We start from the raw sequence: 13,636 nt of genomic DNA, 5'->3' as shown, positions 1-13,636 counted from the left end.
CGACGCCGCCGAGCCTCATGCCCGGCGGCGTCTTCGGAGAGTATTCGCACTTTCCGTGATCGTGTCGGCGTTCTTACAGACTCACGCCGCGCTCGGCCAGCCACCCCACGGGGTTGATCTTCTGCCCGCCCTGCGCCCACACCTCGAAGTGCACGTGCGGCCCGGTCGACTGACCGCGGTTGCCGATCGTCGCGATCTGCTGCCCGGCCTTCACCTGCGCGCCCTGCGGCACGTCGATGGTGTTCATGTGCCCGTAGACCGTGATCGTGCCGTCGGCGTGCTGGATCCGCACCCACAACCCGAACCCGGACGCGGGCCCGGCCTCGACCACGGTGCCGTCCATGACGGAGACGATCGGCGTGCCGATGGCGTTCGCGATGTCGATGCCGTTGTGGCTCGTACCCCACCGCGCGCCGAACCCGGACGTGAACGAGCCCTGGGCGGGCCTGACGCACTTGGGCCGCTTGGCTTCCTCTTCGGCGGCCTTGCGCGCCGCCTCGGCCTTCTCGGCCTCGACGCGCTTGACGTAGGAGGCCTCGGCGGACTTGAGCGCTTCCTTGACGTGGAACTGGGCCTGGATCTGCTCGGCCTGCAGCAGCTTGCGCGTCTCGGAGCCGGTGTCGACGGAGTGGATCGTCTGCGGGGCTTCCGCCTGCTCCTGCGCGGTCATCGCCGCCGCGAGGTTCTTCGTGGCCGCTACGGGGACGATGCGGTCCATCGGGGTGACGCTGGTGGTCGCCTGAGCGAACCCGGCGCCGGCCAGTGCGCCTGCGGCGACGACCGCCGCTACGGCCTTCTTGCGGTCCAGGTCGACTCTGGCGAGGACGTCCACCAGCTGACCCGTCGCACGACGATGCCGTGCCAAACCTGCCTCCATGCACTCGGGGGAGTTCGGCTAACCGCGCTTCGCCTGGCGTCGGGGGGCCTGGCTGCGGGCTTCGGGGGCCCGGTGGTGGAACTGGACCGCTTCGGGGGCGGGTCCGTGTCCTTGCGGTTATCGAACCGTGACATGCGGCGCAGAACGTAACCTCGCGTCACCGAGCTGAGCAAGCCATCTGGGTGTTCAGGTGATTAGGCCCACTGCTGTTCACTCTGAGTGATTGATCCGTGCCCCGGGTTGATAACGGGCTTTGGACCAATGCCGCTCGTGGTGTTTGTACTGGTCAGTCGCTTTATCGTGAAAGGTTTACGGCCGGGTTCCGGGCAGGTGGCGGTCACGGTGGGTGGGTGTTGCATTTGGGCGCAAAGACTTCGTTCTCGGCGAGCCGTTGGTCCCGCCCATGACAAAGGGCCGCCGAACGCGCGTGGCGTTCGGCGGCCCCTTCGGCCGTGCGGTGCTGCTTACTTGTAGCGGGCGGCTGCCGGCGGCAGCGCTGCCACGTCCAGGCCCTCGTGGAGCACCTTCATGGTGTTGAACCACGTCGGGGCAGCGCCCTGGCCGCCGTAGACGCCGTTGCGGCTGCCCGGGCAGAGCTGGATCCTCGGGTTGGCGCAGATGACCTGCGGGTTGTTGCCGTCGGCGTAGGTCATGGCCGCGCCCGCGTACTGCGGGGTCGCGCCCAGGAAAGCAACCGACTTGTGCTCTTCGGTGGTGCCCGTCTTACCGATGGTCGGGCGGGTCCAGCCGGCGGCCCTGGCGGCGTCGGCCGCGGTGCCGCCGGAGATCGTGTCGTGGGACATGCCCTGGGCCAGGGAGGCGGCCAGGTCCGGGTTCACCGCTTCCTCGCAGGGCTTCTCCTTCAGCGGGATCGGCTTGCCGTAGCGGTCGATCACCTGTTCCACCGGCGTCGGCGGGCACCAGGTGCCCTTCGAGACGATGGTGGCGGCCACGTTCGCCAGTTCCAGCACGCTCGTGGCGCCGGGGCCGAGGGTGTAGGAACCCGCGTTGTTCTGCTTCGTCCAGTCGCCCTGGGACGGACCGTTCGACTTGTCCGACTTCAGGGGCTCGCCGGAGCGGTTCGAGCCCTGCAGGGTCTCGCGCATGCCCAGGCGGTACGCCATGTCGACGACGTTGTTGAGGCCCGCCTTCTCCTGCAGGATGACGAACCCGGTGTTGGGCGACTGGGCGAGGGCCTGCGTCAGCGTCATCTTCTCGCCGTAGTTGCCCGCGTTCTCGACCTTCCAGGGCGCGCCGCCGTTGGGGTAGACCCTGGAGTAGTAGACCTTCGGGACGTCCATCGGCTTGTCGATCCCGATGACGTTGCGCTCGAGCGCCGCGGCGGCGGTGAAGACCTTGTTGACCGAGCCGGGGCCGAACGGCAGCACCTCGGCGGGAACGGGGCGGGCGACCTGGCCGAGTTCGGCGTTGTTGCCGAAGTCGCGGGAGGCGACGAGGGCGCGCACGCGGTGCTTGTCGGTACCCGGCTGGACGACGGACATGACGTTCGAGACGCCGGGCTGCGTCTTCGGCACCTGCTGCTCGGCCGCTTCCTTGGCCGCCTTGGTGGCCTTCTGGTCGAGCGTGGTCTTGATCGTCAGGCCGCCGCGCTGCAGCTGCTTGTCGGTGATGCCCGCCTCGCGCAGGTAATCGAGGAGGTAGGAGCAGAAGAAGCCGTAGATCGGGCCGTCACCGGCGCCGACGCAGCCCTTCGGCAGGATCTGCAGGTCCGGGACGATCTCCAGGCCCGTCGCCTTGTACTCGTCGGCCTTCTTCTTGGCCTCGTTCTCGTCCGCGCCGAACGCGCCGTTCTCGCGCATCTTGTCGATCACGATGTTGCGCCGCTCCAGCGCCTTCTCGGGCGACGCGCCGGGGTTCAGCGACGACGGGCGGTTCGCGATCGCGGCGAGCAGCGCGGCCTGCGGGACCGTCAGCTTGTCGGCGGTGGTGCCGAAGTAGGCCTTCGCGGCCGCGCCGACGCCGTACGTCTGGTTGCCCAGCGGCACGATGTTCAGGTAGCCGGTGAGGATCTCGTCCTTGCTCATCTGCTGCTCGAGCTGCAACGCGACGCGCGCCTCGCGCATCTTGCGGCCGATCGTGGCCTCGGTGGCCTTCTCCCAGGCCTCCTGCTCGTTGTCGGCGCCGAGCACGAACGCCATGTAGTTCTTCACGTACTGCTGGGTGAGCGTCGACGCGCCCTGCGTCGCCCCACCGTCCACACCGGCCTTGGCGGCGGCACGGGCGATGCCCTGCCAGTCGACGCCCTGGTGCTCGTAGAACCGCTTGTCCTCAATGGCCAGGATCGCGAGCTTCATGGTGTCCGAGATGTCCTTGGACTCCAGCGGGATGCGGTACTGGTCGTACAGGTAGGCGATCGGGACGCCGTCCTTGTCCTGGATGGTGGTGACGAGAGGCAGCTCACCCTTCGCGAGATCACCGGACGTCTGGTCGACCGTGTCGGCCGCACGGTTGGACGCGAGCCCGAGACCTCCGACGAACGGGAACACCATCGCGGCGAGGAGCACGCCCGCCGTCAGGCACAACCCCAGCAACTTGACCAAGCCTGACGCGCGTGCGGCGAACAACCCGCAACTCCTTCCGAGCAAAACCCCAGAGACTCTCTACGTATTAAGTCGCGCGGGAGACCGGTTAGGTTGCGTCCGCTGATCGACTGTTTTCAACCTACCGGAGTAGCCGCAGGCCGATCGTCGGGCTGGCCCTGCGCACCTCGACGCCCGCGTGATCGGGCAGCAGGTCGTCGAGGAACCCGTAACGCGACAGCTCTTCGTCGGGCCGCCTGCTCACCGTTCGCCACCACACGGCGATGTCCCCCCAGCCGGGAGCGGACAGGGAGCCTCCGAAGTGCTGCACGGACAGCGCGGCGCACAGGTTCGCGAACCGCACCCGGTGTTCGAGCGGCCACCCGGCCAGAGTGCCCATCACGAACCCGGCGCCAAACACGTCACCGGCACCCGTCGCGTCGAGCGGGGCGACGTTGAGGCCCGGCACGTCCACGCACTCGCCGGTCGCGCTGTCGACGGCGACCGCTCCCCCGCCGCCGCGTGTGACGACCACCACGGGCACGTGCTCGGCGAGCTTGCGCGCGGCGGCCTCCGGGGTGTCGGTGCGGGTGTAGCCCTGTGCCTCCACGTGGTTCGGGAGGAACACGTCATAGCCGTCGAGCCGGCGCAGCAGTTCGGGTGACCACGCGCCGGTGCGGTCCCAGCCGATGTCGGCGAAGAGCTTCGCCCCGTTCTGCTTGGCCGTGCGCACCCATTGCTCGTCTTCTGCCTGGATGTGCACAAAACACGCTTTGGCCGACGGCGGCGGCGCGAAGAGGTCATCAGCCGTGATGGGTGCCTTGTGCCCGTGCGTGACCATGCTGCGGTCGTGTTCCATCGCCATGCTGACCGTCACCGGCGAGTGCCAGCCGTAGAAGCGACGGCAGTAGGAGAGGTCGACGCCCTCCTGGTCCGCGAGCACGTCCCAGCAGAAGTCGCCGTACGCGTCCTCCCCGAACGCGGCGGCGAGCGCCGTCTTCAGCTCGAGCCTGCGCAACGCCACCGCGAGGTTCGCGATGCCGCCGGGGCACGACCCGAGCCCCTCGGACCACACCTCGGTGCCGGGGGCCGGTGGGCGCGGCAGGCCGGTGAAGATGATGTCGAGGAACACGGTGCCGGTCAGCAGCACGTCGAAGGCGGTGTCCTGATCAGCCATGCGTAAACCTTGCCACCCGTGGACCGTGATCATGCGTTAGAAACGGCGCATGGGGGTCACACTCAGGAAAAACGCGCAGTTCCAGCTGCTCTGGTTCGGCGGCGCCGTCTCACAGCTCGGCACGACGATCACCACGCTGGCGATGCCGCTGCTGGTCGTCGCGCTGACCGGCTCGTACCTGCTGCCCGGCGTGATCGCGGGCGCGCGGGCCGCCGCTCTGCTGCTGACGCTGATGCCGGCGGGCGTGTGGGTGGACCGCTGGGACCGCCGCCGGACCCTGGTGTGGAGCCAGTCCGTGCAAGCCGCCGTCGCGGCGCTGCTGGCCGCCGCCATCCTCACCGGTCACTCCTGTCTGTTCGTGTTCGTGGTTCTGGCGGTCGTCGACGGCGTTTGCACGGCGTTCGCGAGCCCGGCCCGCACCAGCGCGATCCAGGCCGTCGTGCCGCCGGAGCAACTCACCCACGCGTACGCCCAGGAGGAGGCGCGCGGTCACGCGGCACGGGTGGCGGGGCCGCCGCTCGGGGCGTTGCTCATGGCCGCCGGGCGCTCGCTCCCGTTCGTGGTGGACGCGCTCACCTACGCCGTCGCCGCGGCCTGTGCCTGGTTCGCGAAGATCCCCGCCCGCACCGCGGCGAAACCCCGCCAACGCATGCGGCACGACCTGAAGGACGCGGGCCGCTGGTTGTGGCGGCAGACCGGCCTGCGCAACCTCACGGTCGTCTTCCTGGTGCTGAACCTGCTCGGCGGCGCGTCGATGCTGCCGGTGTTCGCCCTGGTAGCGGACCGCGGCGGCAGCAGCCTCGACACCGGCCTGGTGATCGCGGGCATCGGCGTCGGCGGCGTCCTCGGTTCGCTGCTCGCGCCCAGGGTCACGCTCGCGCCCGGCCCGCTGATGATCGCCGTGCTGACCGTGTTCGGCGTCTGCACCCTCGCCATGGCGCTGCCGTTCGGCGTGTTCTGGCCGTTCGTGCCGCTGGCGGTCACCGCGGTCGTCACGCCGTTGATCAACGTGTCGGTGTCCGCGGTGCAGTCGGTGCTGGTGCCCCCGGACATGATGGGACGCCTGGACGCGGTCTCCACGCTCGCCGCGCGGGTGCTGACCCCGGTCTCGCCCGCGCTGGGCGGGTTCCTGGCCGGCACGGTGGGTGGCGCGGCCGCCCTGCTCGCGTTCGGCGCGTTGATCCTCGTGACGGCGCTGGTGGCCGCGTTCACGGAGCTGAGCACCTCCGCTCGGAGCGAGCTCCCGCACGAGAGCGGGAGGTGATCAGCCCTCCTCGGCGATCATCTCCCGCATCCGGTTGAGCGCCCGGTGCTGCGCCACCCGCACGGCACCGGGGGTGGACGCGACGGCCAGCGCGACCTCCTCGGCGGACAGGCCCACGGCCACCCGCAGCACGAGGATCTCGCGCTGGCGGGCCGGCAGCTTGTGCAGCAGGCGCGTGACCTGGGCGAGCATCTCGCCGTTGACCGCGTGCTGTTCGGGACCGGCTTCCAGCGACGGGCAGTCCGGCAGTTCCGGCACGACCTCGGCGCGGTTGCGGACGGCGCGGCGGCGGGCGTCGGCCACCTTGTGCGCGGCGATGCCGTAGACGAACGCCAGGAACGAACCCGGTTCGTAGCGGTACTTCGACAGTGCGCCGAGGACGGCCACGCAGACCTCCTGCGCGATGTCCTCGGCCGACACCAGCGTGCGTTCGCGGCCGCCGACCCGTGCGCGGCAGTAGCGCACGATCAGCGGCTGGATGCGGCCGAGCAGGTGCTCGACCGCCCGTCTGTCTCCGGCCAGCGCGGCGTCGACGAGGTCGGTGAACTCGGCCTCGGCCAGCCACTGGTTGGTGACCGGTGCCTGGCTCGGCACCCGACGGCGCATGGGCACCGTTGGCTGGTTCCAGACCTCCTCGGGAGCGAGGACGTCGACACCGCCACCGGACCGCACGGCTGTGGGCATGACCATCCCGGCGACCTCCTCCACTACAGCGACACTAGGGGCTTCACTGAAGAAGAGACCGCAGCGAGCCGTTTGATACCGCCTGCTTCCAAGAGGACCACGAAGTCCAGTCGGGTGGGGGTACCAGCACCCTTTTGGGGCAGAAGGTGGTCCTAATGGCCCAGTCTTTCGGCCATGCCGAATTGCTGGACTCCCAGGTATCCGACCCGGAAACCGGCCTCCGAGTAGGCGAGGTAGAACTCCCACATCCGGCGGAACGTGTCGTCGAAGCCCAGGTCGCGGACCTCGTCCCAACGGGTGAGGAACGTGTCGCGCCAGCGCCGCAGGGTCTCGGCGTAGTCGAGGCCGAACGACCGCGACTCGACGATCTCGAGCCGGGTGTGGTCGCGCACCGACTCCTCGATCGACCGCACCGACGGGATGAGCCCGCCGGGGAAGATGTACTTGTGGATCCAGGTGTAGCTGGCCTTGCTCGCGATCATGCGGTCGTGCGGCATGGTGATCGCCTGGAGGCCGACGCGGCCGCCGGGGGCGAGCACGCGGTCGAGCATCGAGAAGTACTCGGGCCAGTACTCGGCACCGACCGCCTCGATCATCTCGACGCTGACGACGGCGTCGTACCGGCCGTGCTCCTCACGGTAGTCACGCAGCTCGACCGTCACCCGATCGTGGAGGCCGGCGTCCCTCACCCGGTCCAACGCCAGCTTGCGCTGTTCGGCGGAGATGGTCAGCGACGTGACGGTGGCGCCGCGCTGGGCGGCCCGGATGGCGAGCGCGCCCCAGCCCGTGCCGATCTCCAGCACACGGGAGCCGGAGCGGACGCCCGCGTAGTCGAGCACGCCGTCGATCTTGCGCAGCTGGGCGGTGTGCAGGTCGGTGTCCGCGCCCTCGAACAACGCCGACGAGTACGTCATCGTCTCGTCGAGGAACACCCCGAACAGCTCGTTCGACAGGTCGTAGTGCCGGTGGATGTTCTGCCGCGACCCGGCGACGTCGTTGACCTCGGTCTGCCTGCGCTCGGCGAGCCGGCGCAACCGCTGCAGGCCGGGTGGGATGAGCGTGGAGAGCCGGGCCGCGAACGCCGCGAGCACGCCCGCGAGGTCCTCGGCCTCCCAGTCGCCCACCATGTAGGCCTCGCCGAAGCCGATCTTGGCGTCCGCGCCGAGCCGGTGGAAGAACGCCTCGGGCCGCACCAGCCGCATGACCGGTCCGCCCGCGCCCCACGTGCGGCCGTCGGGCAGCTCGACGGTCACGGGCAACGAGCGCACGGCGTTGCGGAACAGCGACTCGGCGATCCGCGCGCGCATGGGCGAGCGTGGCGCCGTGAAGAGCCCAGGCCAGATGCCCTGGTTCGGACGGGGCAAGGACAACGTGCTCATCCATCACTCCTGGGGATGATCGGAATTCGCCTCAGGTAGAGGGCAATGCCATGACGGCGGATCAGCGCGGACACGCGCTGGGGCATCAGCGGACGGCGGAGCAGCATGCGCAGCCCCGAACTGCGCTCGCCCTTCATCGTCGCGCTGAAGGTCGTCTTCCCGTTCTGCCGCAACGCGATGGTCACGGACAGCTGGTTTCCCGGCTTGGGCATCTTCATCACGTAGTGCCCGTCGACTTCCAGGAACGGCGAGACGTAGAACTCCTTGTCCACCGACGCACGGCCCTGCGAGTCGGTGCGCAGCAGATAGCAATGCCGTCCGCCGTACGTGTTGTGCACTTCCGCGACCACGCACACGAGGTCGCCGGACGCGTCGTGGCACCAGTACACGGACAGCGGGTTGAAGACGTACCCGAGCACGCGCGCGTTGGCGAGCATCAGGACCTGCCCGCCGCCGAGGTCGATGTCGCGCTCGGCCAGCCACTCGTCGAGGTTCTCGCGGATGGTCTTCGCGGGCGACCCGAGGTGGTCGCGGGCCTCGAACTTCGCGAACGGCCGCGCCCACCACGGCAGGCTCGGTAACCCGTCCAGGTCGACCAGCCACATGTACGCGCGGTGGCTGAACGACCGGTCGATCAGTTCGCGGCGCTGGTGCGTGATGAGGACGTCGTAGATCACCAGTCGACCCCGAAGTGCCGGGCCGCGCGCACGCCGGACGCGCAGCCGTCCTCGTGGAAGCCCCACCCGTGGTACGCGCCGGCGTAGGCGGTGGACGAGGTGTTGATCTCGGGCAGACGGCGTTGCGCCGCAACGGAGTCGGGGGTGTAGATCGGGTGCTCGTAGACCATCTTCGCAAGCACGCGGTCGGGGTTCACGTCGTGCGGGTTGAGCGTGACGACGAAGTCGCGGTCGCCGCCGAGCCGCATCAGCCGGTTCATGTGGTAGCTGACGAGCACCTGGCCGTCGGCTTCCCGGCAGGCCCGCTTGTACAGGTTCCACGACGCCCGCGCGCCGCTCGTGCGCGGCAGGATGGAGGCGTCGGTGTGCAGCCACGTCTCGTTGCGCGAGTACTGGAACGCGCCGAGCACCTCCTTCTCCTCGCGCGTCGGGTCCGCGAGGAGCCCGAGCGCCTGGTCCGGGTGCGTGGCGATGACGACGTGGTCCGCCGTGTGCAGGACGTTGTTGTGATCGCGGATCTCGACGCCACCGCCGTTGCGCGTGACGGCCTTGACAGGGGTGCCGACGTGCACGGCGTTAAGGCCCTTCACGGCGCGTTCGACGTACGTGCGCGAGCCGCCGACGACGGTCTTCCACTGCGGCGTGCCGCCGATGGCGAGCATCCCGTGGTTCGCGAGGAACTCGAACAGGTACCACGCCGGGTACTTCATGCTCAGCGCCGCACCGGACGACCACACCGCGCTGACCAGCGGGATGATGAAGTGGTCGACGAAGTAGCGCGAGTACCCGCCGATCGCGAGGAACGCCCCGAGCGTGACGTCGTGCGCCTCCTCGTGGTCCAGGACGCGCTGCGCGTGCTTGTAGAACCGGGTGACCTCGGCGAGCATCCGCAGGTAGCGGCCGTTGGTGACGTTCGCCGACGTCGGGAACAACCCGGGCAGCTTCTTCGCGCCCGCGTACTCCAGCCCGCAGCCGTCGCAGCGCACGCTCATCGACATCTCGGAGTCCTGAGTGGACACGCCGAGCTCGCGGAAGAGCCTGATCAGGTTCGGGTAGGTCCGTTCGTTGTGGACGATGAACCCGGAGTCGACGGCGACCCCGCCGATGTCGTGCGTGTGCGCGTGCCCGCCGAGCCGGTCGTCGGCCTCGAACAACGTCACGTCGTGCCTGCGTTGCAACACGTATGCGGCCGTGAGCCCGGCAACCCCTGCTCCGATGACGGCGACCTCAGCCACGCGAGCCTCCCAAAGGCACGTCGAGGCCTCGCGGCGAGGCCTCCCGCATGGCATTCGCGATGTCGGGCGCCACCGGTTCGAGCCCGAGCTCACCGTGGACGAAAGACACGACGAGCCGGGTCCAGTCACGCGCCCGCTTGAGCATCGCGTGCCCGTCCCCGACGACGCTGAACCGCGCCACCCGGTCCGTGACGGTCTTGGCCTGCCGCGCGAACGCGAGCGACTTCGCCGGGTCGGTCATCCGCTCCTGGTCGCCGTGCGCGATGAGCAGCGCCTTGCCCCTCAACTGCTCGTACGGCTCGCCGGGCACCAACCACGGCGCGAGCGCGCACACGGCCACCACGCCCGGATGACCGGCCACGCGCAGTGCGGTCCGTCCGCCCATGGAGTGCCCCACGAGCACGATGGGCACGCCGGGGTGCTGTTCGGTGATCCGGTCGAGCGCCCACCGCGCGTCCTTGACGGGGTCGAGGCTCGGCGCGTTCCAGCCGCGCACCCGGTAGCGCAGGGTCCAGACCTCGACGCCGGGCGCGCGCAACGCCCTGGCCAGCGGCACCATCCTCAAGTAGGCGAGGTTGTGCCGCCGGACGGGTTCGAGGCCGTGTTCACGGCCGCCGTGCAGCACGAGCACAACGGCGTTCGTACCGCCCTGCGGTGTCGCGACGTCTACCTGCGGATGCACACTTGATGTTCGTGAGGCCACGCTTTTCGGCTCGGCCGTTGAGAGCCAGGTCACACCGGTAGGGTGCGAAAAGTGATCGAGCACATCAGCATCGAGACCGAGGCAGGCTCCTTCGACGCCATCGCGTCCGGCCCGGAGGACGGCCGCCCGGTGCTGCTGCTGCACGGGTTCCCCGAGGCCGCCCTCGAGTGGGAGCACCAGGTCGCGGTGCTCGGCGTGAACGGCTTCCGCGCCGTCGCCCCCGACCAGCGCGGCTACTCCCCCGGCGTGCGCCCGGAGCAGGCGTCCGAGTACACGGTCACGCACCTCGTCGGCGACGTGATCGCGATGGCCGACGCGCTGGGCTGGACGACGTTCGACCTGGTCGGCCACGACTGGGGCGGCGCCGTCGCGTGGTGGACCGCGATCGAACACCCCGAGAGGCTGCGCACGCTCACCGTGTTCTCCACGCCGCACCCCGGCGCGTTGAAGACGGCGCTGCAGACCGACGAGGACCAGGCCCTGCGCTCGCAGTACATGACGGACTGGCGCGAGCGCAGCACCGAGCGGCGGATGCTGGAGAACAACGGCCAGGTGCTCAAGCAGATGTTCGAGTGGAAGATCCGGCCCTCGCACCTCGACGAGTACCTGCAACGCCTCTCCGAACCGGGCGCGCTCACGGCGGCGCTGAACTGGTACCGGGCGGGCAAGCCGCACGGCGCCGCGGACAAGGTCAGCGTCAAGACCATGTACGTGTGGAGCACCGAGGACGTCGCGTTCGGGTCGACGGCGGCGTTCGAGACCGAGAAGTGGTGCACCGGGCCGTACCGGTTCGAGATGGTCGAGGACGTGAGCCACTGGATCCCCGAGGAGATCCCGGAGGCGGCTTCCTCGTTGATCCTGGAGAACCTCAACTAGCCTCAGAGCCATGCGCGTGGCCGGTCTGCTGCTCGCCGCGGGGGCCGGACGCCGGTTCGGCACCCCGAAGGCGCTCGTGTCGTTGCACGGCAAGCTCTTCGTGGACTCCGCCGCCGAACTGCTCAGAGCCGCCGGCTGCGACCCCGTCGTCGTGGTGCTCGGCGCACAGGCCGCTGACGTGCGTGAACAGGCCGTGCTCGCCGGAGTGGCCGTCGTCGACAACCCCGACTGGGCCACCGGCATGGGCTCGTCGTTGCGCACCGGCCTGCACGCCGTCGGCATGGCGGACGCGGTGGTCGTGCTGCCCGTGGACACCCCGGGCGTCACGGTCGAGGCGCTGCACCGGTTGATGGCGCTGGCCGAACCGAAGGCTCTCGCCCGTGCCACTTACGACGGCGAGATCGGGCATCCGGTGCTGATCGGCTCGGACCACTTCCCGGGCGTCGTGGCGTCGGCGGCGGGTGACCAGGGGGCGCGGGACTACCTGAAAGCCAACACCGTCCGCCTGGTCGACTGCGCTGACGTGGCGGACGGCGTGGACGTCGACAGGCCTCAGGACCTCACGCGGCACACCGGCGCCTAGGCTGTGACCATGCTCCTGGTCCACGGCGGGGAAGTCGCCGCCGACGCACCGGTTCCGCGCACGGGTGGGGTGCCGCTCGTCCCGGAGGGGTTCGCGTGGCCGCTGTGCCGCGAATGCGGCGGGGCCATGCAGTTCCTCGCACATCTGCCTCTCGACCTCGGCGCGGTCGCGGTGTTCCTGTGCCAGAACGACCCCGGCATGTGCGACGGCTGGGACGCCGCGGGCGGCGCCAACCGGGCCCTGCTGTTCGCCGGTCCGCTCTCGCCGGCCGTCGTCCCCGCCGAGGGGGTGGCGCTGCTCGACGCGGTGACCGCCCTGCGTCCGCACTCCGCCGACGAGCGGGACGAGGAGTCCGTTCTCGGGAAGCTGGGTGGTGAACCCGACTGGTGGCAACACGACGAGACGCCCGCCTGCCCGTCCTGCGCCACCCGCATGACGTTCACGGCCCAGCTCGAAGAGGGGCACGACCACTCGACCGCGATCAACTTCGGCGGCGGCGGCCGGGGTTACGTCTTCCACTGCAGGCCCTGCGGAGAAGCAGCGTTCGTCTGGCAGCGTTGACGGCCGCCGAGCTCGTCGCGGGTGCGCACCGCGCTCAAGGACGGGCGTGGACCGCCGCACGCGCGCAACCGCCGGCGACGACGAGCAGCGCGAGGGCCACCCACACCGGCCACAGCTCGGAGTAGGTGATCGCCAGCGCGATGTTCGTGGCGCCCGCCGCCGTGAAGACGGCGACCAGCACCACCCAGAAGTAGAAGTGCCGTCTGATCCAACCCACCCCCGTCCGCGGAAGTCCCTTCATCGCGCGTATCGAGGTTTGTGGTGCTCGGGTTACTGGTGAGGTCATCTGCAATCGGGTACTACTGACCCGCATGACGACCGACACCGTGACCGGGTCCGACTACGGCAACCTCGTGCGCACGCACCTCACGCGCGTGGAACAGCACAACGCGGCCGCTCTCGACGACGTGGCCGAACTCGTGCTGGCCGCCGTCCAGGCCGACGGCCTCCTCCTCACCGCGGGGGCGGGGCACTCGCTCGCGGCGGTCGCCGAGACCTTCTACCGCGCGGGCGGCCTCGCCTGCGTCCGCCCCGTCTACCACCCCGAACTGCTGCCGATGCACGGCGCGATCAGCAGCACGTCCGCCGAACGCCGGTCCGGCCTCGCGGCCGAGGTGCTGGGCGAGTCCGGGCTCGCGCCGCACGACGTGCTGTTCGTCTTCTCCACCTCGGGCGTCAACCACTACCCCGTCGAACTGGCCCAGCAGGCCGCGAGCAAGGGCTGCCCGGTCGTCGCCGTGACGTCGGTGGCGTCGAGCGCGCAGGCCCCGCGCCGCGCCGGCGTGACGCTGGCCGAGGTCGCGACGGTCGTGCTGGACAACCTGGTGCCGCCCGGCGACTCGACCTACCCCGCCGAGGCCCCGGTGACGGCGGCGATCTCCACGGTCGCGACGACGTTCCTGTGGAACCTGCTGATGGTGCGCCTGCACGACAAGGCGGCCGAGTCGGGTGTGCAACTGCCGCTGTGGCGCAGCGCGAACGTGGAGGGCGGCGACGCGGCGAACGCCGACATGCTGCGCCATTACCAAACCCGCGTTCCCCAGCTCGGATAGGTAGAAATCCTCAGTCGCCTGTCAGTCG

14 protein-coding genes are annotated in these 13,636 nt (G+C 69.9%); 5 read left to right on the top strand and 9 right to left on the bottom strand.

Going from position 1 to position 13,636, the window contains the following annotated elements:
* Positions 1-73 precede the first annotated feature (73 nt).
* From QSK25_RS00175 to QSK25_RS00165, 3 genes are all read right to left on the bottom strand, one after another.
* The gene (locus QSK25_RS00175) at positions 74-865 is read right to left on the bottom strand and encodes a M23 family metallopeptidase (protein ID WP_285630561.1); all 792 of its coding nucleotides are present in this window, start codon (positions 863-865) and stop codon (positions 74-76) included.
* 476 nt (positions 866-1,341) lie between these two features.
* A complete protein-coding gene (locus tag QSK25_RS00170) occupies positions 1,342-3,438 on the bottom strand; it encodes a transglycosylase domain-containing protein (protein WP_285630559.1) in 2,097 nt (698 codons plus the stop codon).
* A gap of 121 nt (positions 3,439-3,559) precedes the next feature.
* On the bottom strand, positions 3,560-4,594 hold the full coding sequence (locus QSK25_RS00165) for a carbohydrate kinase family protein (protein ID WP_285630556.1): 1,035 nt from the start codon (positions 4,592-4,594) through the stop codon (positions 3,560-3,562).
* A gap of 49 nt (positions 4,595-4,643) precedes the next feature.
* Between QSK25_RS00165 and QSK25_RS00160 the strand changes: the two genes are divergently transcribed.
* Positions 4,644-5,858, top strand: coding sequence for an MFS transporter (locus QSK25_RS00160; RefSeq protein WP_285630554.1), 1,215 nt, complete (start codon positions 4,644-4,646; stop codon positions 5,856-5,858).
* Here the strand turns inward: QSK25_RS00160 and shbA are convergent, their stop codons facing one another.
* The 5 genes from shbA to QSK25_RS00135 form a co-directional block, all read right to left on the bottom strand.
* Positions 5,859-6,566 carry an RNA polymerase sigma factor ShbA gene (shbA, locus tag QSK25_RS00155; RefSeq protein WP_285630551.1) on the bottom strand — a complete coding sequence of 236 codons (708 nt, stop codon included), beginning with the start codon at positions 6,564-6,566 and terminating at the stop codon, positions 5,859-5,861.
* Positions 6,567-6,694: 128 nt separating this feature from the next.
* Positions 6,695-7,921 carry an SAM-dependent methyltransferase gene (locus QSK25_RS00150; protein ID WP_285630548.1) on the bottom strand — a complete coding sequence of 409 codons (1,227 nt, stop codon included), beginning with the start codon at positions 7,919-7,921 and terminating at the stop codon, positions 6,695-6,697.
* Positions 7,918-8,598 (bottom strand): DUF1365 domain-containing protein, encoded by a 681-nt coding sequence (locus QSK25_RS00145; RefSeq protein ID WP_285630545.1) that lies wholly within the window; start codon positions 8,596-8,598, stop codon positions 7,918-7,920. The genes QSK25_RS00150 and QSK25_RS00145 overlap by 4 nt, the downstream gene beginning before the upstream one ends.
* Complete coding sequence (locus QSK25_RS00140) at positions 8,595-9,833, bottom strand: NAD(P)/FAD-dependent oxidoreductase (RefSeq protein WP_285630542.1); 1,239 nt, start codon at positions 9,831-9,833, stop codon at positions 8,595-8,597. Before QSK25_RS00140 ends, QSK25_RS00145 begins: the two co-directional genes overlap by 4 nt.
* Positions 9,826-10,515 (bottom strand): alpha/beta hydrolase, encoded by a 690-nt coding sequence (locus QSK25_RS00135; protein WP_285630539.1) that lies wholly within the window; start codon positions 10,513-10,515, stop codon positions 9,826-9,828. Before QSK25_RS00135 ends, QSK25_RS00140 begins: the two co-directional genes overlap by 8 nt.
* Before the next feature lie 72 nt (positions 10,516-10,587).
* Between QSK25_RS00135 and QSK25_RS00130 the strand changes: the two genes are divergently transcribed.
* The 3 genes from QSK25_RS00130 to QSK25_RS00120 are packed head-to-tail and all read left to right on the top strand — an operon-like array spanning position 10,588 to position 12,556.
* Entirely contained in the window at positions 10,588-11,412 is an 825-nt protein-coding gene (locus QSK25_RS00130) for an alpha/beta fold hydrolase (RefSeq protein ID WP_285630536.1), read from the top strand.
* A 10-nt stretch (positions 11,413-11,422) separates the two neighbouring features.
* Positions 11,423-11,995, top strand: coding sequence for a nucleotidyltransferase family protein (locus QSK25_RS00125; RefSeq protein WP_285630534.1), 573 nt, complete (start codon positions 11,423-11,425; stop codon positions 11,993-11,995).
* Positions 11,996-12,004: 9 nt separating this feature from the next.
* On the top strand, positions 12,005-12,556 hold the full coding sequence (locus tag QSK25_RS00120) for a YwqG family protein (protein WP_285630532.1): 552 nt from the start codon (positions 12,005-12,007) through the stop codon (positions 12,554-12,556).
* A gap of 34 nt (positions 12,557-12,590) precedes the next feature.
* On the opposite strand, the gene QSK25_RS00115 is transcribed toward QSK25_RS00120, so the two are convergent.
* Positions 12,591-12,773 (bottom strand): hypothetical protein, encoded by a 183-nt coding sequence (locus QSK25_RS00115; protein WP_285630529.1) that lies wholly within the window; start codon positions 12,771-12,773, stop codon positions 12,591-12,593.
* A gap of 94 nt (positions 12,774-12,867) precedes the next feature.
* Here QSK25_RS00115 and QSK25_RS00110 point away from each other — a divergent pair, with 94 nt between their 5' ends.
* Complete coding sequence (locus QSK25_RS00110) at positions 12,868-13,608, top strand: SIS domain-containing protein (protein ID WP_285630526.1); 741 nt, start codon at positions 12,868-12,870, stop codon at positions 13,606-13,608.
* The last annotated feature ends 28 nt before the right edge of the window (positions 13,609-13,636 follow it).

Origin of the sequence: Lentzea sp. NBRC 102530 (genome assembly GCF_030269365.1) — a bacterium.
In the GTDB taxonomy this organism is placed as follows: domain Bacteria; phylum Actinomycetota; class Actinomycetes; order Mycobacteriales; family Pseudonocardiaceae; genus Lentzea.
This window is presented reverse-complemented; position numbering and strand designations above follow the sequence as displayed.